This window comes from Bacillus safensis FO-36b (assembly GCF_000691165.1).
GTDB lineage: Bacteria > Bacillota > Bacilli > Bacillales > Bacillaceae > Bacillus > Bacillus safensis.
On record NZ_ASJD01000001.1, the window covers coordinates 432,358 to 456,836 of the forward strand.

The 24,479-nt window shown below is 41.6% G+C and carries 26 protein-coding genes and 1 other annotated feature; of the genes, 25 read left to right on the forward strand and 1 reads right to left on the reverse strand.

The window, feature by feature from the left end:
- Positions 1-10 precede the first annotated feature (10 nt).
- Positions 11-940: a Na/Pi symporter gene (locus tag BA81_RS02175; RefSeq protein ID WP_034280113.1), complete on the reverse strand. Its 930-nt coding sequence runs from the start codon at positions 938-940 to the stop codon at positions 11-13.
- 182 nt (positions 941-1,122) lie between these two features.
- Between BA81_RS02175 and rpsU the strand changes: the two genes are divergently transcribed.
- The 25 genes from rpsU (at position 1,123) to BA81_RS02295 (ending at position 24,470) form a co-directional block, all read left to right on the forward strand.
- Positions 1,123-1,296 (forward strand): 30S ribosomal protein S21, encoded by a 174-nt coding sequence (gene rpsU, locus BA81_RS02180; protein WP_003152957.1) that lies wholly within the window; start codon positions 1,123-1,125, stop codon positions 1,294-1,296.
- 14 nt (positions 1,297-1,310) lie between these two features.
- Entirely contained in the window at positions 1,311-1,760 is a 450-nt protein-coding gene (locus tag BA81_RS02185) for a GatB/YqeY domain-containing protein (protein WP_034280115.1), read from the forward strand.
- Between the two features lie 139 nt (positions 1,761-1,899).
- Positions 1,900-3,213: an NfeD family protein gene (locus tag BA81_RS02190; RefSeq protein ID WP_034280117.1), complete on the forward strand. Its 1,314-nt coding sequence runs from the start codon at positions 1,900-1,902 to the stop codon at positions 3,211-3,213.
- A gap of 27 nt (positions 3,214-3,240) precedes the next feature.
- Positions 3,241-4,233: a flotillin-like protein FloA gene (floA, locus tag BA81_RS02195; protein ID WP_024423026.1), complete on the forward strand. Its 993-nt coding sequence runs from the start codon at positions 3,241-3,243 to the stop codon at positions 4,231-4,233.
- 31 nt (positions 4,234-4,264) lie between these two features.
- Positions 4,265-4,762 carry a hypothetical protein gene (locus tag BA81_RS02200; protein WP_034280118.1) on the forward strand — a complete coding sequence of 166 codons (498 nt, stop codon included), beginning with the start codon at positions 4,265-4,267 and terminating at the stop codon, positions 4,760-4,762.
- A gap of 205 nt (positions 4,763-4,967) precedes the next feature.
- On the forward strand, positions 4,968-5,249 hold the full coding sequence (yqfC, locus tag BA81_RS02205; protein WP_012010618.1) for a sporulation protein YqfC: 282 nt from the start codon (positions 4,968-4,970) through the stop codon (positions 5,247-5,249).
- An 18-nt stretch (positions 5,250-5,267) separates the two neighbouring features.
- Positions 5,268-6,458 (forward strand): sporulation protein YqfD, encoded by a 1,191-nt coding sequence (yqfD, locus tag BA81_RS02210; protein ID WP_034280120.1) that lies wholly within the window; start codon positions 5,268-5,270, stop codon positions 6,456-6,458.
- Positions 6,459-6,461: 3 nt separating this feature from the next.
- A complete protein-coding gene (locus BA81_RS02215) occupies positions 6,462-7,421 on the forward strand; it encodes a PhoH family protein (protein WP_034280122.1) in 960 nt (319 codons plus the stop codon).
- 114 nt (positions 7,422-7,535) lie between these two features.
- A complete protein-coding gene (locus BA81_RS02220) occupies positions 7,536-9,647 on the forward strand; it encodes an HD family phosphohydrolase (RefSeq protein WP_411810298.1) in 2,112 nt (703 codons plus the stop codon).
- Positions 9,648-10,127, forward strand: a complete 480-nt coding sequence (gene ybeY, locus BA81_RS02225; RefSeq protein ID WP_024423021.1) for an rRNA maturation RNase YbeY — start codon at positions 9,648-9,650, stop codon at positions 10,125-10,127. It abuts the gene before it with no gap.
- Positions 10,105-10,491, forward strand: a complete 387-nt coding sequence (locus tag BA81_RS02230) for a diacylglycerol kinase family protein (protein WP_034280126.1) — start codon at positions 10,105-10,107, stop codon at positions 10,489-10,491. Before ybeY ends, BA81_RS02230 begins: the two co-directional genes overlap by 23 nt.
- A 113-nt stretch (positions 10,492-10,604) precedes the next feature.
- The gene (locus tag BA81_RS02235) at positions 10,605-11,003 is read left to right on the forward strand and encodes a cytidine deaminase (protein ID WP_008356263.1); all 399 of its coding nucleotides are present in this window, start codon (positions 10,605-10,607) and stop codon (positions 11,001-11,003) included.
- A complete protein-coding gene (era, locus tag BA81_RS02240) occupies positions 10,996-11,901 on the forward strand; it encodes a GTPase Era (RefSeq protein WP_007501305.1) in 906 nt (301 codons plus the stop codon). Before BA81_RS02235 ends, era begins: the two co-directional genes overlap by 8 nt.
- 148 nt (positions 11,902-12,049) lie before the next feature.
- The gene (locus BA81_RS19070; protein WP_003217288.1) at positions 12,050-12,193 is read left to right on the forward strand and encodes a YqzL family protein; all 144 of its coding nucleotides are present in this window, start codon (positions 12,050-12,052) and stop codon (positions 12,191-12,193) included.
- Between the two features lie 34 nt (positions 12,194-12,227).
- Positions 12,228-12,998, forward strand: coding sequence for a DNA repair protein RecO (gene recO, locus BA81_RS02245; RefSeq protein WP_034280128.1), 771 nt, complete (start codon positions 12,228-12,230; stop codon positions 12,996-12,998).
- 39 nt (positions 12,999-13,037) lie between these two features.
- Positions 13,038-13,215: a binding site (T-box leader), on the forward strand.
- Between the two features lie 111 nt (positions 13,216-13,326).
- Positions 13,327-14,214 carry a glycine--tRNA ligase subunit alpha gene (gene glyQ / locus BA81_RS02250; RefSeq protein ID WP_012010611.1) on the forward strand — a complete coding sequence of 296 codons (888 nt, stop codon included), beginning with the start codon at positions 13,327-13,329 and terminating at the stop codon, positions 14,212-14,214.
- Complete coding sequence (glyS, locus tag BA81_RS02255) at positions 14,207-16,252, forward strand: glycine--tRNA ligase subunit beta (protein ID WP_034280130.1); 2,046 nt, start codon at positions 14,207-14,209, stop codon at positions 16,250-16,252. The genes glyQ and glyS overlap by 8 nt, the downstream gene beginning before the upstream one ends.
- A gap of 167 nt (positions 16,253-16,419) precedes the next feature.
- Positions 16,420-17,058, forward strand: coding sequence for a transcriptional regulator CcpN (ccpN, locus tag BA81_RS02260; protein WP_024423017.1), 639 nt, complete (start codon positions 16,420-16,422; stop codon positions 17,056-17,058).
- Positions 17,059-17,083: 25 nt separating this feature from the next.
- Positions 17,084-17,905, forward strand: a complete 822-nt coding sequence (locus BA81_RS02265) for a pyruvate, water dikinase regulatory protein (protein WP_008342399.1) — start codon at positions 17,084-17,086, stop codon at positions 17,903-17,905.
- Between the two features lie 261 nt (positions 17,906-18,166).
- Entirely contained in the window at positions 18,167-18,667 is a 501-nt protein-coding gene (locus tag BA81_RS02270) for a YaiI/YqxD family protein (protein WP_034280132.1), read from the forward strand.
- A gap of 33 nt (positions 18,668-18,700) precedes the next feature.
- Positions 18,701-20,530 carry a DNA primase gene (gene dnaG, locus BA81_RS02275; RefSeq protein ID WP_024423015.1) on the forward strand — a complete coding sequence of 610 codons (1,830 nt, stop codon included), beginning with the start codon at positions 18,701-18,703 and terminating at the stop codon, positions 20,528-20,530.
- Between the two features lie 206 nt (positions 20,531-20,736).
- Entirely contained in the window at positions 20,737-21,858 is a 1,122-nt protein-coding gene (gene rpoD / locus BA81_RS02280; protein WP_008342392.1) for an RNA polymerase sigma factor RpoD, read from the forward strand.
- Positions 21,859-22,159: 301 nt separating this feature from the next.
- A complete protein-coding gene (cccA, locus tag BA81_RS02285) occupies positions 22,160-22,519 on the forward strand; it encodes a cytochrome c550 (RefSeq protein WP_034280134.1) in 360 nt (119 codons plus the stop codon).
- A 120-nt stretch (positions 22,520-22,639) separates the two neighbouring features.
- Entirely contained in the window at positions 22,640-23,356 is a 717-nt protein-coding gene (locus tag BA81_RS02290) for a tRNA (adenine(22)-N(1))-methyltransferase (protein ID WP_034280137.1), read from the forward strand.
- A complete protein-coding gene (locus BA81_RS02295) occupies positions 23,349-24,470 on the forward strand; it encodes a Nif3-like dinuclear metal center hexameric protein (RefSeq protein WP_034280138.1) in 1,122 nt (373 codons plus the stop codon). Before BA81_RS02290 ends, BA81_RS02295 begins: the two co-directional genes overlap by 8 nt.
- Positions 24,471-24,479: the final 9 nt, after the last annotated feature.

The window sequence follows — 24,479 nt, forward strand, 5'->3', positions numbered from 1 at the left end:
CCGGTTTCTTTTATTTTGACTGATTCGGCATGAGACACAAGATCAATGCGTGAAAAGGGCGAATGAACGGAAAGAAGAGGAGAGAGCTTGCCACATTAAACAGCAGGCTGAAATGCGCAATCTGCTGGGCAGGAGAGCTTGCGAGAAGGGCGACAACCTCTGTGATCAGGGCGAGAAACGGCAGGCATAAAAGAACCCCAAGCACATTAAACACGACGTGTGCATAAGCCGTTTGACGTGCTGCGTAGCCGCCGGATATCGCAGCCATCACAGCCGTAATACATGTCCCAATATTGGACCCCAACACAAAGCTGATGCCTTCCTGAAGTGCCACAGTTCCTTCATTCATAAATCCCATTAAAATACCGATACAGACTGAGCTCGAATGAACAATTGCTGTGAAAATGGTACCCGAAAGCAGCGCTGTCCAGTCTGAATGCTGCATCATTTCAAGAAAACGCAATGTCTCAGGCTGGCTTGACATCATCCCTGCAATTTTTGAAAAGCCTTGTATGCAAAAAAAGATCATCCCGAGCCCAAATAAACTTTTTCCTGCATGTCTAAAAGATGTCCTGCCAAAAAGAATGCATACAAGACCGGCTATGATCAAAACCCACATGAATACGTCCATTTTAATGGCGATAAATTCTGTCGTAAACGTTGAGCCGATATTGGTTCCAAGAATCATTGGGATCGATTTTTTAAAAGAGAGAATGCCAGTACTGACAAAGCCGATGACGATGACCATAAAAGCAGAACTGCTTTGTAGAACCCCTGTAAACACAATGCTGACCAAGAATGCTTTGACCGGGTGATCTGTAAAGAGAAGAAGTGATTTCTCAATACGAGACGACGCAAGCGCCATTAATCCTTTTCTCAGCAAACCCATTGACCATAAAAAAATGAAAATAAGTGCACAAAAATAAATGATCGCCATCATAGAAAAGTCCTCCTCTTACCAATGAATATATGGACTTGTCTACCTGCTCATGACGAAAATATATTTCCAAATCACTTAGTTGACCTCACACTAGGCTTATATTATAATGTCTAGGTACATGTTTTGCATGTATATCTTTTTTTAATGCAGTCGATTGGTGTATTCGGAGGGAGGGAAAGAGAATGTCAAAAACGGTCGTTAGAAAAAACGAATCGCTTGAAGATGCTCTTCGTCGCTTTAAACGCAGTGTATCCAAAACTGGAACATTGCAAGAAGCAAGAAAGCGTGAATTTTATGAAAAGCCTAGCGTAAAGCGTAAGAAAAAGTCTGAAGCTGCTAGAAAACGTAAATTCTAAAGAGGGTGGATTTTATGAGTCTTCTTGAGCAATTAAATTCTGATATGAAGCTTATGATGAAAAACCGTGAGAAAGACAAGCTTGTTGTCATTCGTATGGTAAAGGCTTCGCTGCAAAATGAAGCAATTAAGCTTAAGAAAGACAGTTTGACCGGCGATGAGGAACTAACCGTCCTTTCCCGCGAGATTAAGCAACGTAAAGACTCCCTCCGTGAATTTTCGAAAGCTAATCGCTTAGATTTAGTAGATAAAGTTCAAAAAGAGATTGACATATTAGACGTTTATTTACCTGAACAGCTTTCTGAAGAAGAACTGCAAACGATCGTGAAAGAAACGGTCGCTGAAACAGGTGCTTCCTCGAAGGCTGACATGGGTAAAGTCATGAGCGCTATTATGCCAAAAGTAAAAGGTAAAGCTGATGGAGCTGTCATTAACAGACTTGTCAGCGAGCAGCTGTCTCAATAAAAAGTATCCTTCTATTGTTAGAAGGATACTTTTTTTATGCCCTCGTGATTCTGTCATATAAAAATGAAACCTATGATACATTTGTAACGTATGTAAAGGAACGGTAAAATGAAGAAAGAGAGGAGGGATCACCAAATAGATGAAAAAAATAAAAATTTCTATTGCTCTCTTCAGTTGTTTTATAATATGCTTGTTATTAGGGGTTCAATTGACCGCGAAATCAGCAGATCAGAAAGTTCATGTTATCCCAATTGAAGATACAGTAGAAAAAGGACTTTCTAAATTCATTGAACGATCGTTTGAGCAGGCAAAGTCGGAACGGGCGAAGCATATTATTCTCGACATCAATACACCAGGTGGTGCAGTTGATGCAGCGCTTGAGATCGCAGATACGATTCGTGCTTCCGATATCCCAGTGACAGCGTTTGTCAATCATAGAGCGCTTTCAGCCGGGGCCTTCATCGCGCTAAATGCCGATCAAATTTATATGACCCCGAATGGAAAAATGGGGGCTGCTGCGATCATTGATGGAGAAGGCAATGCTGCCGATCAAAAATCTGAATCTCTATGGCTTGCTGAAATGAGTGATGCTGCCGAAAAGCAGGGGCGTGATCCAAAGTATGCTCTTGCCATGGCAGATGTAGATATAGACGCAAAAGAAGCCGGTGCACCAAAAGGAGAATTGCTCACCTTCAATACAGACCGTGCGCTTCAATTCGGGTATGCAGAAGGGGAAGCAAAAAATATGGATGACTTGCTTCAGAAGCTGAAATTACAAGACGCTTCTGTTCAATACGATGAAGTGAGCTTTGCTGAAAAGGTTGCGCGTTTTCTTACGCACCCAATTGTCATTCCAATCCTTTTATCCATTGCAAGCTTAGGGTTAGTTGTTGAGCTCTATTCTCCTGGCTTTGGGGTCCCGGGCACCATGGGAGTGACAGCGCTTCTTCTATTCTTTTATGGTCATCTCGTGGCAGGTTTTGCAGGATATGAGACGTTGTTCCTGTTTTTAGCAGGGATTGCACTCATCATTCTGGAATTGTTTTTGCCAGGGGGAATCGTAGGTGTCATTGGACTGATCTGTGTCGTTGTCAGCTTATTTTTAGCAGCTGGAAGCTTTACAGAAATGGCGATTTCCATCTTGATTGCCACTGCTGTTTCAACCATAGCAGTTATTTTATTGACAAAGGTGTTGGGGAAACGTATGAAATTCTTTAAAAAGTTCATTTTAACCGATTCAACCAATAAGGAAAGCGGTTATGTCTCAAATGAAACAAGAGAGGATCTTGTTGGACAAATCGCAGTGACAGCCACTGCACTTCGTCCATCTGGTACGATCGTACTCGGAGATGAGCGCATTGATGTTGTGTCAGAAGGTGCATTTATCGATAAAGATGAACAAGTAAAAATTGTGAAAGCGGAAGGCTCACGCATTGTCGTGAGGAAAGTATAGATATACTGATTTTAGAGGAGGAATAAAATGGATCCATCTACTTTACTATTATTTGTGATTATCGCAGCAGGTTTGATTGTTCTATCGATCTTTTTCACTTTTGTACCGGTGATGCTGTGGATTTCTGCCCTAGCGGCTGGCGTAAAAGTGAGCATTTTTACACTTGTCGGAATGAGACTGCGCCGAGTGATTCCAAACCGAGTGGTCAACCCGCTCATCAAAGCACATAAAGCAGGTCTTGATGTGACGATTAACCAGCTGGAGAGCCACTATCTTGCAGGTGGTAACGTGGACCGAGTTGTGAACGCACTAATTGCAGCTCAACGCGCGAATATCGAATTGAACTTTGCTCGCTGTGCAGCCATCGACCTAGCAGGCCGTGATGTACTTGAAGCAGTTCAAATGAGTGTAAACCCTAAAGTCATTGAAACACCATTTATCTCTGGTGTTGCGATGGACGGGATTGAAGTCAAAGCAAAAGCACGTATTACAGTTCGTGCAAACATCGACCGACTTGTCGGTGGTGCAGGGGAAGAAACAATTATTGCCCGTGTAGGTGAAGGGATTGTCTCTACAATCGGTTCATCAGATAATCATAAAAAGGTTCTTGAGAACCCTGATATGATTTCTCAAACGGTTCTTGGTAAAGGATTAGATTCAGGTACTGCATTTGAAATTCTCTCGATTGATATCGCAGATGTTGATATCGGTAAGAACATCGGGGCGATCCTGCAAACAGACCAAGCAGAAGCAGACAAAAACATTGCACAGGCGAAAGCAGAAGAACGCCGCGCAATGGCTGTTGCACAAGAACAAGAGATGCGTGCGAAAGTTGAAGAAATGCGCGCGAAAGTCGTAGAAGCAGAGGCTGAAGTACCACTTGCAATGGCTGAAGCATTACGTGAAGGCAATATTGGTGTCATGGACTACATGAACATTAAGAATATCGATGCTGATACGGATATGAGAGATTCATTTGGCAAAATGACAAAAGGTCCATCTGATAATGAAAACAAATAAGCATCCTCTCACGCTTTAAGGAGGGAGCCCATTGGACATTCTATTTGAAAATCCGCTACTAATTGCGATTATCATCGGTATCATCTCTGCCGTCTTTGGGAAGATCGGCAAACAAGAGGAGAACGAAGAGCAGAATCAGCAAAAGAAGCCCGCTCCTCAGCGTAAGCAGGTGCCCCAAAAGCAAACAAAGCAAACAAGTCCAGATCCAGTCGTGACGGATCAGCTGGACGATTTCGGCGATGTACATGATCATGGCGGGATGAAGAAAAAAACTTCTCAGTCCTTACAAGATCGCTATACGGCTACACTTGCCGAAATGGAAGAAAGAAAAAACGAGCTGAACAAAGAGTTCCAATCGCTTGAAAGAGAGCTGACAAGGCCAAAGGCTGCATCTGCTGAAATGAGGCCAAAATTCATTGAGAAGCTGAACCAAGATACAATTATTCAAGGAATGATCCTTGGAGAAGTATTTGGAGAGCCGCGCGCGAAAAAGCCGCACAGAACGATGAAACGGCCATATAAAAGATAAAGAAGAAAGCCCCCTTTATGAAAAAGGGGGCTTTTTTTGCATGATGACATTTTTTCTTAAAGAAAATGCTGAAACAGCTATTTTACGGGATTCATTAGCATGATATGAACCCCTGAGGAATAGGATGATACAGAGGCTTTCTCATCAGTCTCACCATCTTTCAGTTTGATCTCATACACATGAGGTGGGAAGGGGTTCTTATTGAATGGGAAAAAGAAAAAATCGACTTAAAGCATGGCTGACAAGAACACTTGAAATCCCTCCAGACGTGATGATGGATCTTCCCCGTATTACGATGGTTGGCAGACTCCACATTTACATAGAGAACCATAAAGGGCTTTTGCTTTTCAGTGATCAAGAGGTAAGGCTGATGCTCAAACAGGGACAATGCATTATTTCAGGGAAAGATTTTGTGATTAAAACGATTTTGCCAGAAGAGATTTTATTGGAAGGGAAAATCGATGAGGTCCGTTATATTGATTCTTAACTGACGGAGGGGAGAAGCGTGAAGAATAAATGGTTCGCCTATTTTATTGGCAGAGTGGAAGTGGAGATCAAAGGAAATGGCATTGAGCGGCTTATCAATGAGTGCACGAGGCAGGGGATCACAATGTTTCAAGTGAGCCGCCGTCAAGACAGCGTGCGCTTATTTATTCGCTTATCAGATGTACATGCCTTCAGAAAGGTACGCAGACATCATGACGTGACATGTTCATTTCATCAAAAAAAGGGCTTTCCATTTCTACTCCTATGGTCAAGGAAGAATATCGGATTTACCCTTGGGATTGTATGCTTTCTAGTGACGATATTGGCGCTTTCAAACATGGTATGGAAAATCGATATTAAAGGAGCCAATCCAGAAACTGAACATCAAATGAGAAAGCATTTAGACGACATTGGGGTGCAAAAAGGACGTTTTCAGTTTCTAATGGGAACACCTGAAAAAATTCAAAAATCCCTGACAACCAATATTCAAAGCATCACATGGGTCGGCGTAGAACTAAACGGCACAACCTTTCAAATGAAAGTTGTGGAAAAAAATGAACCTGAAAAAGAAAAATACACGAGTCCTCAGCATATCGTCGCCAAGAAAAAGGCTGTCATCACGAGAATGTATGTAGAAAAAGGGGAGCCGCTCGCCGCGGTTGATGAACATGTAAAGAAAGGACAGATGCTTGTCTCTGGACTCATTGGCAGCGAAGATCAGCAAAAAACGGTAGGAGCCAAAGCGAAAATCTATGGTGAAACGTGGTATCGTTCAGAAGTTTCTGTCCCTCTTCGAACATCTTTTGACGTTTTTACGGGTAAAATGAAGACAAAGCACAAGCTCTCCGCATTTGGAGGCTCACTGCCATTTTGGGGCTTTTCTTTTAAAAAGGATGATTTTAAGCAGCCAAAAACAGAAACAGAAGTTCATCCGCTTCATTTCTTAAACATTCAGCTCCCATTCTCTTATGAAAAGGAAATTACACGCGAAAGTGAGAAAATAAATCGCGAATACACAAATAAAGAAGCGGTTCAAGCAGGGATTAAAATGGGTAAAAAAGAATTAGAAGAGAAGCTAGGTCAAACAGGAGAGGTGAAAAGTGAAAAAGTTTTGCACGAGACAACAGGGAATGGTAAAGTTAAGTTAATCATCCTTTACCAAGTAATAGAAGATATTGTTCAACCAACACCTATTGTTCAGGGAGACTAGAGAATGACAGAACATTTACTTGAGATTCAACAAAAATTGGATAGCCCAAACGAAGCGATTGCTTTATTTGGCAATCAAGATGCTTATCTGAAACTAATGGAAAACGAGCTGAACGTCTCCATTATTACGCGTGGAGAAAAAGTGTATGTTTCTGGTGAGGAAGCATCGAGAGATACAGTAAGCCGTTTGATCACATCTCTTTTACATCTCATCCGTAAAGGAATTGAGATATCTGAACGGGATGTCGTCTATGCCATTAAAATGGCGCAAAAAAACAAGCTGAATTATTTTGAAAATATGTATGAAGATGAAATTACGAAAAATGCCAAAGGAAAGTCGATCAGGGTGAAAACAATCGGCCAGCGTGAATATGCTGCGGCGATGAAAAAAGATGACCTGGTCTTTGGAATTGGACCTGCTGGTACAGGGAAGACGTATTTGGCAGTCGTCCATGCGGTCCATTCGCTGAAAAATGGACATGTGAAACGGATAATCCTGACAAGACCAGCTGTTGAAGCAGGAGAGAGTCTTGGCTTTTTACCAGGCGATTTAAAGGAAAAAGTAGATCCTTATTTAAGACCACTATATGATGCCCTGCATGATGTGCTTGGCAGTGATCATACGGAACGACTAATCGAGCGCGGCGTGATTGAAATAGCGCCCCTTGCCTATATGAGAGGCCGGACGCTTGATGATGCATTTGTGATTTTAGATGAAGCGCAGAATACAACACCTGCCCAAATGAAAATGTTTTTGACGAGACTTGGGTTTGGCTCTAAAATGGTCATTACAGGAGATATTACACAGATTGATCTGCCAAAGGGCATGCAGTCAGGTCTTGCAGCTGCAAAGGACATGCTTGCAGAGATCAGGGGCATCTCATTTATTGAATTAGACCAGACAGATGTGGTCAGACACCCGCTTGTGGCGAAGATCATTGGCGCATACGAAAAGCAAAAATGAACTGAGTGACCCGATCGTCTTCATCGGGTCATTTTGTTTCGATCGTGGTTTAAAGTAAAAAAGGAGGTACTTTCCTTGAGAAAGAATCAAAAAGGCAGTAAGCGCAAAAGACTGCTGTCTAAAAAAGAACCTCAGAAAATGGAGCGCTCACGTTATTTAAATGTTTTGCTGTACGCTGGTTTAGCAGCCATTTTATTCGTGGTGCTCTTCTTCCATGTAAAGCCTGAATCGCTCGACTTAGATTTATTTTCAGTGAGCGAACAGACCATCTATTCTCCGTCAACCGTTGATGATCAAGAAGCGACAGAAGAAAAGAAACAAGAAGCAACAGATCAGGTAGAAGATCAATATACGCTCAAAAAAGCGTATTCTGATAATCGCGTAGACCTCATCTCATCCCTCTTTGAAGCCATTAAAGAAGAGAAGAAAGCAGCTGATGATAAAGAGAACGCGCCATCAGATCAAGAAATGGTCAAGCGTGTCAAAGAAAAGCTCACAACAGATATGCAGGAAGCTGTTTCGGATCAATCCATCAAAGCACTGCTCCAAGCAAGTGATGAAAATCTCTCATTTACTAAGGATTCCATCATCACAGTGGTGAATTCACTGATGAGTAAAGAAATCACAGCAGCGAAATTACAAGATGAGAAAAAACAAGTCAAAACAGAGCTTAAAAACAATTCGATTCCATCAAAATACTTAAATGCGGCGAAAGAAATCGGTGAATTTGCGATCATTCCAAACTATGTATTTGACCCAGTGGCAACAGAGAAGAAAAGACAGGAAGCGGCTGACAATATTCAGCCTGTGCAAATTAAGCAGGGGCAAATCTTAGTTGAAGAAGGAGAGCTCATTGACCGGGAAGTTTATCGCAAATTAGAACTCACGGGTCTGTTAAACAGCTCAAATTTATTTAAGCCTGTAAGTGGTCTTCTCATATTAATTGGACTTTTCTTAGCAGCGATTGTTCATTCCCTTGAATCGAGGAAAAAATCGCTTGTCCATAAGAATAAGTCGTTACTGCTTTACTCGCTTATTTTCACGATTATATTAATTATCATGGAAGTGTTCAGCCTCTTCCAGGAAACGAAGTATACGACGATAGGCTATGTCGTGCCAGTGGCACTTGGCACGATGCTGATCAAGCTGCTCATTAATGAGCGGCTGGCGATCTTCTCCGGTCTTGTATTTGCTCTTTGCGGCAGTATGATGTTTAATCAAGGAGTAACCGGCGTCTTTAACTATGTGATCTGCGCTTATTATCTGATGAGCGGGATGGCGGGTATTTTATTTTTAAGAAAACATAATGCAAGATCAAAAATATTGCAGGCTGGGCTTTTGGTTGCTTTGGTGAATGTACTTGTGGTTTTATCCATTACACTCATCCAAAATTCTTCACCATCAGGGCTTGAAATCGGTGTGAACCTCATGATGGCGATTGTGTCAGGGTTTGCATCATCTATCTTGGTCATTGGGTTAATGCCTGTTTTTGAGAGCATGTTTGGTATTCTTTCCACAATGAAACTGATTGAATTATCCAATCCAAATCATCCGCTGCTCAAAAAGATTTTAACCGAGACACCAGGTACATATCATCATAGTGTCATGGTGGCGAATTTAGCGGATGCTGCATGTGAAGCAGTCGGCGCAAATGGTCTTTTAGCAAGGGTCGGTGCTTATTATCATGACATTGGGAAAACGAAAAGACCGCAGTACTTTATCGAAAACCAAATGAACATTGATAATCCGCATGACAAGCTTTCTCCTCAGCTGAGTAAAAATATTATTATTGCCCATACGACAGATGGCGCTGATATGCTGAGAGAAAAGAAGTTTCCTGAAGAACTTGTCGACATTGCCGAACAGCATCACGGGAAGTCTCTTTTAAAGTTCTTTTACTATAAGGCGAAAGAGCGTGATGATCAGGTGACAGAAGATGAATTCCGTTACCCTGGTCCAAAGCCGCAATCAAAAGAAGCAGCGATTATTTCTGTGGCTGACAGCGTTGAAGCGGCGGTTCGTTCGATGCATAATCCAAATCCAGAGCGGATTGAAAAGCTTGTCAAAGGCATTATTTCAGATAAAATGCAGGACGGGCAATTTAGTGAATGTGACCTCACATTTAAAGAATTAAATATTATCAGCCAAACGATTTGTACAACATTAAAGGGGATTTTCCATTCTCGGATTGAATATCCAGATGCCCCGAAGCAGAAGGTGAAGTAAATGACATTGTTAATCGATTTAATAGATGAAACAGGACAAGTATCAAAAGAGCAGCTTGAAGAAGTGGAAAAGCTTCTTCAGTTTGCTGCAGACGAACTTGAGGTCAAGGATCAAGCGGAAGTATCAGTGACGATCGTTTCGAATGAAGAAATTCATCAAATCAATAAAGAATACCGCGGAAAAGACGCACCAACAGATGTGATCTCCTTTGCACTTGAGGAAGAAGGAGAAGGGGAAATTGAAATCATTGGAGCAGATGATATCCCGCCTGTACTCGGTGACATTATTATTAGTGTAGATCGAACGAAAGAGCAGGCAGAGGAATATGGACATTCCTTTATGAGAGAGCTTGGATTCTTAACGATTCATGGCTTCCTCCATTTGCTCGGGTACGATCATATGACAGAGGAAGATGAAAAAGAAATGTTCGCCAAACAGACAAAGATCCTGGATGATTATGGTCTTTCGAGATCATCGTAAGAAAAGAAGGCCGCTCGCCCGTTTTTTTCGGAGTTTTTACTATGCATTTAGAGGAATATGGCGAACTTTCTTGAATGAACGGAATTTTCGATTTCACACAGTCGCAGCCATCATCGTGGTGATCTGCGGCTTTTGGTTCCGCATTGACCCATTTGAATGGCTGATCGTTCTTCTTCTTTGCGGGGGGATGTTTGCGCTTGAGCTTGTCAATACAGCCATTGAACATACAGTGGATCTGATGACAGAAGAAAGGCACCCGCTTGCAGAGAGAGCGAAGGACGCTGCGGCAGGCGCTGTTTGCGTTTACGCCGCGATTTCGGTTATGATTGGGTTGATCATCTTCTTACCGAAGATCATGCAATAGAACAATATTACTATTTATTAACATTTTTAGAAATGGGCGTGAAAATGTCACGTGAATTATGTAAAATATAAATGTGACAGTGGTACCATTTCTTCTGAAAGTGGGAACTAGGAATGAACAAACAAGAGTTGATTTCAGAAGCAATCAAAGCAAGAGATTTTGCATATGTACCCTATTCTAAATTCAAAGTCGGTGCAGCATTACTGTCGAATGATGGAAAAGTGTATGGCGGCTGCAACATTGAAAATGCAGCATATGGTATGTGTAATTGTGCGGAAAGAACAGCACTTTTTAAAGCCTATTCAGAAGGCATTACATCTTTTCAAATGTTAGCAGTGGTGGCTGATACAGACCGTCCTGTTTCGCCGTGCGGCGCATGCAGACAGGTCATTTCAGAGCTATGTGCACCTGATATGCCAGTGATTCTAACGAACTTAAAAGGACATATATACGAAACAACAGTAAACGAACTATTGCCAGGCGCATTTTCACCGGAGGATTTAAATGACTAACGAAAGCTTCAAATCAGGATTTGTATCAATTATTGGAAGACCAAATGTAGGGAAATCAACCTTTCTTAATCGTGTCATTGGACAAAAGATCGCCATCATGAGCGATAAGCCCCAAACGACGCGAAACAAAGTGCAAGGTGTTCTGACAACAAACACATCACAAACGATCTTTATCGATACACCGGGGATTCATAAACCTAAGCATAAGCTTGGTGATTTTATGATGAGGGTGGCTCAAAATACACTGAAGGAAGTCGACCTGATCTTGTTTATGATTAACGCACAGGAAGGCTATGGCAAAGGTGATGAATTCATCATTGAACGACTAAAGCAAACATCTACACCGGTGTTCCTAGTCGTTAATAAAATTGACCAAATTCATCCAGATGAACTGTTCCTTTTAATTGATGAATACCGCACACGTTACCCATTCAAGGAAATTGTGCCAATTTCAGCTCTTGAAGGAAACAATATCGACACGCTTCTTCAGCAGATTGAAGGTTATCTTCCAGAGGGCCCTCAATTTTATCCGGCAGATCAAGTAACAGATCATCCAGAACGGTTTATTATTTCTGAATTAATTCGTGAAAAAGTGCTGCATTTAACGAGAGAAGAGATTCCGCACAGTATTGCGGTTGCGATTGAATCGATTAAGCCAGATGAAAATGGCAAGATCCATGTCGCGGCGACCATTGTCGTAGAACGTGATTCGCAAAAAGGGATCGTCATTGGTAAACGAGGCAGCTTGTTAAAAGAAGTGGGACAAAAAGCGCGCAGAGATATTGAAGCACTTCTAGGCTCAAAAGTGTATTTAGAGCTTTGGGTCAAAGTTCAGAAGGACTGGCGTAATAAATCCACTCACCTGCGTGATTTTGGATTTAGAGAAGACGAATATTAAAAAATCGCTGCATTTGTCAGCAAATCTGACAATGGTGCGGTTCGATTAGTAAAAATTGTTTATCATGAAATGGAGGTAGCCTGGTCAAGATAAAATTAATATGTTGGATGTAGCGTTGCTGCTTCTAATAAAGAAAGGTGGGGTTTTTATGTTGAATTTTACATGGAACGTATTTTCACAAACAGGAAGCGTTGACACGTATCTGCTTTTCAAAGAGTTAGAAAAGGAGAACCTGGAAAGACCCGATGTACTTGAAGAAGAAATAGCACGATTTGATTTTCCAATCTTATAATTCTTGACCCCTCCAATGCTCGGAGTGTAGACAAATGCTCATTAAAAGTGAAGGAATCGTCCTTAGAACAACAGATTATGGCGAAACAAACAAAATTGTCACGCTGCTCACTAGAGAACATGGAAAAATTGGCGTGATGGCAAGAGGCGCTAAAAAATCAAACAGCCGCCTGTCAGCTATAAGCCAGCCGTTTTTATACGGCACCTTTCTCATCCAATCATCAACAGGACTTGGAACGCTCCAGCAAGGCGAAATGATTGAAAGTATGCGGGCCATTCGGGAAGACTTATTTCTGACCGCATATGCCGCATATATGACGGAATTGATGGATAAAGGGACAGAAGAAAAAAAGCCAAACCCTTATTTGTTTGAGCTTCTGCTTCAATCTCTGCGTCATCTCAACGAAGGTACAGATGCTGATATTATTTTATTTATCGTAGAGGTCAAAATGTTATCAGTGATGGGGATGAAGCCTGAACTTGATCAATGTGTGCACTGTGGTCAAAAAGAAGGGCAGTTCCATTTCTCAATAAGAGATAACGGCTTCATTTGCCAAAATTGTTTTTCGAAAGATCCATATAAACTGCCCTTATCCCCCGCAGCTGCAAGGCTGCTCCGTTTGTTTCATTATTTTGATTTATCAAGGCTTGGTCAGGTTGATGTGAAACAGCAGACGAAACAAGAAATTCGTCAAGTGCTTGATCACTACTATGACGAATATTCCGGCCTCTATTTAAAATCAAAAAAATTCATGAATCAGATGGAATCCATGAAAAAGCTAATGGGCGGGGAAAACAAAAGTTGACATCTCCCATGACTTTTTGTAAGATCATCTAAGATAAAATATGTTGCATTGACAGAAAGAAGTACTTACGTAAAATCCATAAAAGCGACCTTAGGGCGGTGTGAGCTAAGGATGGAGGCGTAACGAAAGGCATTCTTGAGCAACGTAAAACAAAGCGGCTGGGTGCTACTACACCAGCAAATAGGGTGGAACCGCGGGAAAAACTCTCGTCCCTATGTTTGCAAGAACCTTGCGAGCATAGAGACGGGAGTTTTTGTGTTCTCTTACAAGGTTCTCATCCCACCCGCCATACATAGCGGTTGGTCTAGAAAAGATGGAGGTGCGATCATTGAATATTCAAGACATGATTTTGACGTTGCAAAAGCATTGGTCAAATGAAGGCTGCGTATTAATGCAGGCGTATGACACAGAAAAAGGTGCCGGAACGATGAGTCCATACACGTTCCTCAGAAGCATCGGCCCAGAGCCGTGGAAGGTAGCTTATGTAGAGCCTTCAAGACGCCCGGCTGATGGCAGATATGGAGAAAACCCAAATAGATTGTATCAGCATCACCAATTTCAAGTGATCATTAAGCCATCACCTGACAATATTCAAGAGCTATATCTTGAATCATTGAAGGCACTTGGCATTGACCCGCTGAAACATGATATTCGTTTTGTGGAAGATAACTGGGAAAATCCATCTCTTGGCTGTGCAGGACTTGGCTGGGAAGTATGGCTTGATGGGATGGAAATTACGCAGTTCACGTATTTCCAACAAGTCGGCGGCTTAGAATGTAAGCCCGTTTCTGTTGAAATCACATACGGTATTGAACGTCTTGCTTCTTACATCCAGGACAAAGAAAATGTCTTCGATCTTGAATGGACAGACGGATTTACGGTCAGAGATTTATTCTTAATGGCTGAATACGAGCACTCTGTTTATACATTTGAAACATCTAATACTGACATGCTGTTCGAGCTATTTACAACCTATGAGAAAGAAGCACATAGCCAAATGGACAAAGGGCTTGTTCACCCGGCATACGATTATGTCCTCAAATGCTCTCATACGTTTAACCTGCTCGATGCAAAGGGTGCTATTTCTGTGACTGAGCGAACTGGTTATATCGGAAGAGTGCGTCAGTTAGCAAGAAAAGTAGCCAAAACCTATTATGAAGAACGCGAAAAACTGGGATTCCCTATGCTAAAAGAGGAGGCGGCTTCTCATGAATAAACAAGATGTATTACTTGAAATCGGCTTAGAAGAGATGCCGGCTCGTTTCATGCCAGAAAGCACAAAGCAGCTGGGTGAGAAAGTAAAAGCATGGTTTGAAACGCAAAATATTTCATTCGAAGAGACTGCTTTATTTAACTCACCTAGACGTCTTGCTGTACTTGTGAAAGGTGTCGCAGAAAAACAAGAAGACATCAAAGAAGAAGCAAAAGGCCCGGCTAAAAAGATTGCCCAAGATGCTGAAGGCAATTGGACAAAAGCAGCTGAAGGCTTTGCAAGAGGACAAGGTGCTTCAACAGATGATCTCTATTTCAAAGAGATCAAAGGAGTGGATTATGTCCATGTCCAAAAGTTTCAAGAAGGAAAGCAAGTCAAAGACCTTCTGCCAGCGTTAGGTGAAATCGCCGCTTCATTAAGTTTTCCAAAGAACATGAGATGGGGAAGCGAGGATTTACGCTATATCCGTCCGATTAAATGGATTGTTTGTTTATTTGGAGAAGAGATTGTACCTGTTGAAATTGCTGGGGTGAAAAGCGGCCGGGAGACTAGAGGACACCGTTTCCTTGGAACGACAGCCAGCATTGACACACCTGCTTCCTATGAACAAACATTGCGCGATCAATTTGTGATTGCAGACTCAGAGAAAAGAAAACAATTCATTACTGAACAGCTAGATGCGCTATCTTTAGAAAAAGGCTGGGTCATTCCTGTTGATCCTGAACTTCTAGAAGAAGTGAACGATCTTGTAGAATATCCAACTGTGCTGTCTGGTTCCTTTGAAGAAGAGTTTCTTGCATTGCCGGAAGAAGTATTGGTGACGACAATGAAAGAGCATCAGCGCTACTTCCCTGTGAAAAATGAGCAAGGGGAATTATTGCCGCACTTTATTACAGTCAGAAATGGAAACAGTGAGGCGCTCGAAAATGTCGCAAGAGGGAATGAAAAAGTACTTCGTGCGCGTTTATCAGATGCTGCATTCTTCTATAAAGAAGACGAAAAACTAGTGATTGAAGACAATATTAAAAAGCTTGATAAAGTGGTATTCCATGAGAAACTTGGAACAATCGGCGACAAGCTGAAGAGAGTGACAGACATTGCAACCCGTCTAGCGGCGCATGTCGGAGCAGATGACGAAACCACTAAACGTGTGGCGAGAGCAGCAAGTATTTCGAAGTTTGACCTTGTGACTCAAATGGTCTATGAATTCCCAGAATTACAAGGAATCATGGGTGAGAAATATGCAAGAGCTCTTGGTGAACATGAAGAAGTAGCAAGAAGCATCAACGAGCACTATATGCCGCGCTTTGCTGGTGACGAGGCGCCGTCCACTTTGATTGGTGCGATTGTGGCAGTAGCAGATAAGCTTGATTCTATTTGTTCATTCTTCTCAATTGATGTGATCCCAACGGGTTCTCAAGACCCTTATGGACTTAGAAGACAAGCGAGCGGTATCGTTCAAATCCTGCTCGACCGCCATTGGAATATTTCATTTAAAGAGCTGTTTGCACTTGCTCAAGTAAAGGCAGAACATGAAGCTGCTCTGATTGAATTTTTAACGCATCGTTTAAAATATGTTCTTCAAGCAGAGCATATCCGCCATGATGTTGTTGATGCAGTGCTGGATGTTGAAAATATTGAGCCATATGCAGTCGTCAAAAAAGCAGCTGTTCTTGAAGAGAGTGTGAAACAAGAAAGCTTCAAAGAAACGGCTGAAGCATTGGGGCGCGTCATTTCAATCAGTAAAAAAGGGGAAGATGCAGAGATTCAGCCTGAACTGTTTGAAAATGAACATGAGCAAAAGCTGTTTGAGGCGTATCAGCAAGTAGAGAAAGCTGTAAAGGAACATGTAGCAGCAGGACAATACAGCTTGGCACTTGAGGCGCTGGATACGTTAAAAACACCGATTGTTCATTATTTCGATCATACAATGGTTCATGCGGATGATGAAAAACTGAAGCGAAATCGTTTAGCACAAATGGTCAAACTAGCCAAAGTCATTCAATCATTTGCGAATATGAACAATTTAATTGTAAAATAAATACCTAAGAACGGTTGCCTTTTCCGAAGGGCAATCGTTTTTTACTCATTTAATTCAAGGTTTTTGAGTGGATTTTTGTTTCATTCGGACAAAGATGCGCTATAATATGATGAGTTATGAAAATGATATACATAAAATAAAGATTTCGCTCTCTCTATTTAAAGGTGGTGAGTACAATCGAGTTAAATAAACGGCAAGAGCAGATTTTACAGATTGTCAAAGAGAATGGTCCGATCACTGGAGAGCATATCGCCGATCGGCTGAACTTAACAAGGGCGACCCTCAGACCGGATTTAGCCATTTTAACAATGTCAGGCTTTTTAGAAGCAAGACCAAGGGTCGGCTACTTTTTCACAGGAAAAACAGGCACGCAGCTTCTCGCAGATAAGCTGAAAAAACTTCAAGTGAAAGACTTTCAATCCATTCCAGTGGTAATACATGAGAATGTTTCGGTTTATGATGCGATTTGTACGATGTTTTTAGAGGATGTGGGCACATTATTCGTTGTGGACGATCACTCTATTTTAACAGGCGTGTTATCCAGAAAAGACCTCCTTCGCGCAAGTATAGGGAAACAGGAGCTTCCATCTATCCCTGTCCATATTATTATGACAAGAATGCCGAACATCACCGTTTGCCGCAAGGAAGATTTCATTATGGATGTGGCGAAGCACTTGATTGAAAAGCAAATAGATGCACTTCCTGTGATAAAAGATACGGATAAAGGCTTTGAAGTGGTCGGAAGAATTACGAAAACAAATATGACGAAAATACTTGTCAGCTTATCGGAGAACGAAATAATCTAATGACAGAAGACTGCGAGGGGATGTTATGAGTAATCGCGTAATTTTTGTGGTATCAGATTCAGTTGGAGAAACGGCAGAGCTCGTGGTCAAAGCGGCACTTAGCCAATTTGATGGCGGCTCATCAGACCATTCAAATATTAGAAGAATCCCGTATGTAGAGGATGTTGGTACGATTAAAGAAGTCATTTCACTGGCGAAAGCAGATAATGGGATCGTCTGCTTTACTCTTGTTGTGCCAGAAATGCGCCAATTCTTAATCGAGGAAGCAGAAGCCAACGGTGTCGTTTATTATGACATCATCGGTCCGCTCATTGATAAAATGGAAACGGCATATGGAAATGAAGCGAAACATGAGCCGGGTCGTGTACGTCAATTAGATGAGGACTATTTTAAAAAGGTAGAAGCCATCGAGTTCGCTGTGAAATACGATGACGGCAGAGACCCTAGAGGTATTCTAAAGGCTGATATTGTGCTCATTGGTGTATCACGCACGTCCAAGACACCATTATCTCAATATTTGGCACATAAGCGGCTGAAGGTAGCGAACGTTCCAATTGTACCTGAAGTTGATCCGCCAGAAGAGTTATTTTCAGTTGATCCGAAGAAATGTATCGGTTTAAAAATTAGTCCAGACAAACTAAATCATATTCGCAAAGAGCGTTTAAAATCTCTTGGTTTAAATGATCGCGCTATTTATGCGAACATTGAGCGGATTAAAGAGGAACTAGAGTATTTTGAAAAAGTGGTTGACCGCATTAACTGTCAAGTCGTTGATGTATCGAATAAAGCAGTTGAGGAAACGGCAAATGTCATTCATCAAATGCTGACCAAAAGAGGTTCCGAATAAACTCAGGATGCTCCTCCTGGGTTTTTCCTATGGTGGGAAACGGGTAAACAAAAACAATGGCATATTTGCTGCATTTGTATTATAATAAAAAATTGTGATAAAATGATTGATTTTAGGTTTAAGTTAAGTCAAGAACGAATAAACTAATATTGGCAGAAGTCAAGTGATTCTGAACATAACTTTTCGACAAAATGAGTTTTACTGTTGATTGCTTTATGGGGGAAAAGTATGGTCTTTTTGCTTCTCTAAAGCAGGAATAAGGTGGAGGGATGGAGAATTAGTCACCTGAATGAACGTAAAAAAGAGAGGACGATTTATGTCGATGCAGATGCTTGTCCTGTAAAAAACGAAATCCTTTCTGTCGCATCTCAATTTCAAGTACCAGTGACATTCATTGCTTCATATGAGCATTTTCAAACCAAAAGATCTCCACTTGAAGATTGGCGGTTTGTAGATACACATAAGGAAGCAGCGGATTTAGTCATTGCAAACTCAGCTGCCGCACATGATATTGTCGTCACCCAAGATATTGGTCTTGCCTCCTTACTGCTTCCGAGACAGGTCATTGTTCTGTCTGAAAGAGGACGAATGTACACAAACGAAACAATTGATTTTGATTTGGAACGCAGGCATGTTTCTAGCAAACAGCGAAGAAAAGGTGTATACGGAAAAGGTCCCAAAAAGCTTTTAGAAGAGGATAAGAAGCGATTTATGGCGCAACTACAAAAAATCCTGTCGAATCATGAAGGATTTTTAAATTAAAAGGCGAATAATGTACGACGGAGTGTTATTAGGATGAGCAAACGTATACCAGATGAACTTTTGGAGCAGATCCAAAAAAACGCAGACATTGTCGAAGTGATTGGAGAATACGTACAGCTTAGAAAGCAAGGTCGAAATTACTTCGGTCTTTGTCCATTCCATGGTGAAAATACTCCTTCATTCTCTGTTTCAGCAGATAAGCAAATCTTCCATTGTTTCGGCTGTGGTGCAGGAGGCAATGTGTTTTCTTTCCTCAGACAAATGGAAGGCTACTCATTTATTGAAGCCGTTTCACATGTGGCTGATAAGTACCATATTGATCTGCCTGATCAGGTAGCGAATGCTCAGATGAGTTCCTCTCAGCAAGAGGACACTGCAGATCATAAAATGATTGAGGCCCATGAGCTTCTTAAGAAATTTTACCACCATTTGCTGGTAAATACAAAGGAAGGTCAAAACGCACTCGATTATTTACGGTCCAGAGGCTTTACGGATGAAACAATTGCCAAGTTTGAGATCGGATATGCTCTTGATTCTTGGGATTTCGTGACCAAGTTTTTAGAAAAACGAGGATTTGATCCTGTGATGATGGAGAAGGCTGGTCTTTTGATTCAACGTGAAAACGGCACAGGCTTTTTTGACCGCTTTAGAGATCGTGTCATGTTTCCCATTCATGATCATCATGGAACGGTCATCGCTTTTTCCGGAAGATCGCTTGGTGATCAGCAGCCTAAATATATGAATAGTCCTGAAACGCCGCTTTTTCATAAAAGTAAGCTGCTTTATCACTTTCATGACGCACGTATGCATATTCGCAAACGCGAACGGGCGGTTCTTTTTGAAGGATTTGCAGACGTCATCTCAGCTGTTACATCAGGTGTCGGTGAAAGTGTTGCAACAATGGGTACGTCTCTTACAGAAGAGCACGTAAAGCTTCTCAGGCGGAACGTAGAAGAGATCATCCTTTGCTATGACTCTGATACGGCCGGATACGAAGCGACCATGAAAGCATCAGATTTGCTTGGAAAAAGAGGATGTAAAGTTCGCGTTGCCATGATACCAGATGGACTTGATCCAGATGATTACATTCGTAAATATGGCGGCGAGAAATTTAGGAATGACATCATAGATGCAAGTGTGACATTAATGACGTTTAAGATGAATTTTTTCCGAAGAGGAAAAAACTTATCAGATGAAGGAGACCGTCTTACTTATATGAAGCAGGTTCTCCGAGAAATCAGCCGGTTAAACGGCTCTTTGGAGCAAGAGATTTACATGAAACAGCTTGCTGGGGAGTTTTCGATCTCACTTGATTCATTAAAAGAACAACTGGAGCTGTTTGAAAAACAGCAGCGGCAAGAAACCAAAAGCACGCAGGAAGAAAACGGGCTTGAAAAACGGCGTGCACATCTGTCAACACAAGTGAGAAGAAAGCGTCTGCGGCCGGCATATGAAAATGCAGAGCGAATGCTGCTTGCTCATATGTTAAAAAGCGATGACGTGATCCGCAAAGTACTTGACAGAATCGGGATTGAATTTAATATAGATTCGCACAGGGCGCTGGCAACGTACATTTATGCCTTGTATGAAGAAGGCAAAGAACCAACGCCGCAGCACCTGATGAACCGGATAGAAGATGATGTCATGAATCAGTTGTTGACGGATATATTGATGATTCAAGTCGGAGACGAGCTAAGTGAAGCTGAATTAAGTGATTATGTAAAAAAAGTGTTGAATCATCGGAATTTGTCAATGATAAAGGAAAAAGAACTAGAACGTGCAGAAGCGGAGAGGCAAAAAGATTTCTTCAAAGCGGCAACACTTGCAAAAGAAATTATTCAGTTGAACCGTTCGCTGAAGTAATACGTCTATTATTAATGACAGGACTTACGGCTGGCAATGAATCCTTTACGGGAGGAGCATAAGACCGCAAGCATCTTGCCTTCATCATTATTTATTTTATTTCCTATTTGCTTCGTCATCTGTTTGATAGAGAGAGAAAAGCAGGGCGGAAGTAAATCGCAAGTTACTTTAGAATTCGTTGCAAGCTTTGGAAGGAGGGATCCATAATGGCTGATAAACAAGCCCACGAAACCGAAACTGAATTAACCTTTGAACAGGTGAGAGATAAGCTCACTGAAACGGGTAAAAAACGGGGCGTTTTAACATACGAAGAAATTGCAGAGCGTATGTCTAGCTTTGAAATTGAATCAGACCAAATGGATGAATACTATGAATACTTAGGCGAACAGGGTGTAGAGCTCATTAGTGAAAACGAAGAGACAGAAGACCCAAATGTTCAGCAGCTGGCTAAAGCAGAAGAAGAATTTGACCTGAATGATTTAAGCGTACCACCAGGTGTCAAAATCAATGATCCTGTTCGTATGTACTTAAAAGAAATCGGACGCGTCAATTTGTTATCTGCTAAAGAAGAAATTACGTATGCTCAAAAGATCGAAGAGGGCGATGAGGAATCAAAAAGAAGATTAGCGGAAGCGAACCTTCGTCTCGTTGTCAGCATTGCGAAACGCTATGTCGGTCGTGGTATGCTGTTCCTTGACTTGATTCAAGAAGGAAACATGGGTCTGATGAAGGCGGTTGAGAAGTTTGATTACCGCAAAGGATATAAATTCTCAACATATGCGACTTGGTGGATTAGACAGGCGATCACACGTGCGATTGCCGATCAGGCGAGAACAATCCGGATTCCGGTTCATATGGTGGAAACGATTAATAAATTGATCCGTGTTCAAAGACAGCTTCTGCAAGACCTAGGCAGAGAACCAACGCCTGAGGAAATTGCTGAAGACATGGATTTAACTCCAGAAAAGGTAAGAGAGATTCTTAAAATTGCGCAAGAGCCTGTATCTTTAGAAACACCTATTGGTGAAGAAGATGACTCGCATCTTGGTGATTTTATCGAAGACCAAGAGGCGACATCTCCATCTGACCACGCTGCGTATGAACTCTTAAAAGAGCAGCTTGAAGATGTATTAGACACGCTGACGGACCGTGAAGAAAATGTGCTAAGACTACGTTTCGGACTAGACGACGGAAGAACTCGCACGTTAGAAGAGGTTGGAAAGGTGTTCGGCGTAACAAGAGAGCGTATCAGACAAATTGAAGCGAAAGCTCTTCGTAAATTAAGACACCCAAGCAGAAGTAAACGATTAAAAGACTTCTTAGAGTAGAAACCGGACGGATCTTGAAAGAGATCCGTTCTTTCTTATCAAAAATGAAAACGCTTTTTTCAATCTGATTATATTTTACTGAATAACAAATGAATTTGCAACGTTCTTAGAGAAAAGATGTATAAAAAATACATCTAAATGTGCTGAAGGCTTCATTTCTCATCTTGAATCATTTTTGTCTAATCTGTGAACTTGACCAAAGTTTTGTATCATAATTCGTTTACTTTTTGTAAAATTAAAGTAGAATTAGAATTGTTTGCATAGTCTCAAAGGGGTTTTCACAAAGGGGAGGATGAAAGAAATGAAACGGAATCCACTTATACCATTTTTATTGATTGCCATTTTAGGTATTGGACTCACTTTTTTCTTATCAATGAAGGGGCTGAAAGATGAAGAAAAAATTGCCTCTGGGGGCAAAGAGCAAAAGCAAGAAGAGACAGCAAATGCAACGCCGGAAGAATTGTATAAGCAGAACTGTCTAAGCTGTCACGGGGAAAACTATGAAGGCGGCGCAGGTCCTGCATTAAAAGGTGTTGGAGACAAGCTTGAAGTAGCTGACATCAAGAAGAAAATCCAAGAAGGCGGCAACGGGATGCCAGGCGGGCTGATTCCAAATGAAAAGCTCGATGAAATGGCGGAATGGGTGTCTAAAATTAAATAATCTTACACAAAAAGCTCTTTTTCAAAAGAAGAGCTTTTTTCATTTGAAAACGACTTTTAAAAAGTCCATAATTTATATAAGATAGACAAGTATGAACATTAAAGAAAAGTAGTGATACGTATGAATGAAATGAATTTATCGAAACGATTAAAAAAAGTCGCAGACTTTTTACCAGATGAGGCAGTCTTCGCTGATATCGGCTCAGATCATGCCTATTTGCCATGCTATGCGATCCTGCATCAAAAAGCAGTGAAAGCCATTGCTGGTGAAATTACCGATGGACCGCTTCAATCGGCGCAGCAGCAAGTACATAGACTTGAATTAAATGAAGAAATTTCGGTCAGAAAAGGAAATGGCCTTGAAGTCATTGAAAAAGGCGAAGTGAATGCAGTGACAATTGCAGGTATGGGCGGGGCGCTCATCGCAAGCATTCTAAATGAAGGAAGGCATAAGCTCGCAGGCCATGAGAGGCTCATTCTTCAGCCGAATATCCATGCCCATCATATTCGTTTATGGCTTTATCAAGAGGGGTATGATTTGTTAGATGAAGTCATTTTAGAAGAGGACGGCAAAATATACGAAATCATCATCGCAGAAAAAGGCGATAAAAATAAAGCCTATGAAGGAATGTCACTTGAAGCAGGCATGCTGGTTGGTCCGTTCCTTGCGAAAGAGCAAAATGACGTCTTCCGGCGCAAGTGGATGCAAGAGCTTCAGCATATGGAGAAGATAGAAAGTCAAATTCAGCAGGCGGCGCGGACAGAAGAAAATAAAGAACGCCTTGAAGAGCTGAATGCGAAAATAAAGATGCTAAAGGAGGTTTTGACTGTTGGCTAAAACAGTAAACGGGCATGAAATCATCCAATTGTTTGAACAATTTTCACCAAAAGCATACGCCATGGAAGGGGATAAAATTGGTCTTCAGATTGGGACTTTAAATAAAAAAGTAACCAATGTGATGATTACCTTGGATGTATTAGAGAATGTAGTAGATGAGGCGATCGAGCGAAAAGTGGATCTTATTATTGCCCACCATCCGCCGATTTTCCGTCCATTAAAACATGTAGCGACGGATCAGCCGGCTGGACGTATCATTGAAAAATGCATCAAACATGATATTGCGGTATATGTGGCACATACGAATTTAGACGTAGCTGATGGCGGAGTCAATGACCTGCTTGCTGAGGCCTTAGAACTTGAAGAAACAAGAGTGTTAGTGCCGACATACGAAGATCCAATCAAACAGCTTGCTCTGTATGTCCCAGAGGAATTTGAAGAGGCCATCCGGACAGCTTTAGGAAATGCGGGCGCCGGCCATATCGGCAACTACAGCCATTGTGCGTTTTCAAATGAAGGGACAGGCAGCTTTCTGCCATCAGAAGAAGCTGAGCCGTTTATTGGTGAGTCGGGTCAATTAGAATTTGTGAAAGAAGTGCGGATTGAAACCATTTTCCCAGCAAGTATAGAAAAACAAGTGATTCGCGAAATGATCAAAGCACATCCTTATGAAGAAGTCGCCTATAGTGTACACAGGACAGATCTTCCTCCTATTCAAAAAGGTCTTGGCCGTATCGGAGAGTTAAATGAGCCAATGACACTTAGAGATTTCACACAATTTGTGAAAACGAAGCTGGATGTGAATGGTGCTCGTTTTGTAGGAGACCAAAACGCTGTTGTGAAAAAAGTGGCGGTGCTTGGGGGAGACGGAAATAAATACATCCATCAAGCAAAAAGAATGGGTGCAGATGTGTATGTGACAGGAGACCTTTATTTCCATGTTGCGCACGATGCCATGATGCTAGGTCTGAACGTTGTGGACCCGGGGCATTATGCTGAAAAAATTATGAAAGAGGGCGTAAAGGCGAAGCTTCAATCGCTGTGTGCGGATAAAAAATATGACGTACAGCTCTTTGTTTCTGAATCAAACACAAACCCATTTCAATTTATGTAAACAAAAAAC

Coding starts and splice junctions, on each gene's coding strand:
- BA81_RS02235 (WP_008356263.1), top strand. CDS start 10,605: ATGAACAAACAAGAGTTGATTTCAGAAGCAATCAAAGCAAGAGATTTT.
- BA81_RS02190 (WP_034280117.1), top strand. CDS start 1,900: ATGAAAAAAATAAAAATTTCTATTGCTCTCTTCAGTTGTTTTATAATA.
- glyS (WP_034280130.1), top strand. CDS start 14,207: ATGAATAAACAAGATGTATTACTTGAAATCGGCTTAGAAGAGATGCCG.
- rpoD (WP_008342392.1), top strand. CDS start 20,737: ATGGCTGATAAACAAGCCCACGAAACCGAAACTGAATTAACCTTTGAA.
- BA81_RS02185 (WP_034280115.1), top strand. CDS start 1,311: ATGAGTCTTCTTGAGCAATTAAATTCTGATATGAAGCTTATGATGAAA.
- BA81_RS02215 (WP_034280122.1), top strand. CDS start 6,462: ATGACAGAACATTTACTTGAGATTCAACAAAAATTGGATAGCCCAAAC.
- BA81_RS02230 (WP_034280126.1), top strand. CDS start 10,105: ATGGTCTTTCGAGATCATCGTAAGAAAAGAAGGCCGCTCGCCCGTTTT.
- ybeY (WP_024423021.1), top strand. CDS start 9,648: ATGACATTGTTAATCGATTTAATAGATGAAACAGGACAAGTATCAAAA.
- recO (WP_034280128.1), top strand. CDS start 12,228: ATGCTCATTAAAAGTGAAGGAATCGTCCTTAGAACAACAGATTATGGC.
- cccA (WP_034280134.1), top strand. CDS start 22,160: ATGAAACGGAATCCACTTATACCATTTTTATTGATTGCCATTTTAGGT.
- rpsU (WP_003152957.1), top strand. CDS start 1,123: ATGTCAAAAACGGTCGTTAGAAAAAACGAATCGCTTGAAGATGCTCTT.
- BA81_RS02265 (WP_008342399.1), top strand. CDS start 17,084: ATGAGTAATCGCGTAATTTTTGTGGTATCAGATTCAGTTGGAGAAACG.
- floA (WP_024423026.1), top strand. CDS start 3,241: ATGGATCCATCTACTTTACTATTATTTGTGATTATCGCAGCAGGTTTG.
- BA81_RS02290 (WP_034280137.1), top strand. CDS start 22,640: ATGAATGAAATGAATTTATCGAAACGATTAAAAAAAGTCGCAGACTTT.
- dnaG (WP_024423015.1), top strand. CDS start 18,701: ATGAGCAAACGTATACCAGATGAACTTTTGGAGCAGATCCAAAAAAAC.
- BA81_RS02175 (WP_034280113.1), bottom strand. CDS start 940: ATGATGGCGATCATTTATTTTTGTGCACTTATTTTCATTTTTTTATGG.
- BA81_RS19070 (WP_003217288.1), top strand. CDS start 12,050: ATGTTGAATTTTACATGGAACGTATTTTCACAAACAGGAAGCGTTGAC.
- era (WP_007501305.1), top strand. CDS start 10,996: ATGACTAACGAAAGCTTCAAATCAGGATTTGTATCAATTATTGGAAGA.
- yqfC (WP_012010618.1), top strand. CDS start 4,968: ATGGGAAAAAGAAAAAATCGACTTAAAGCATGGCTGACAAGAACACTT.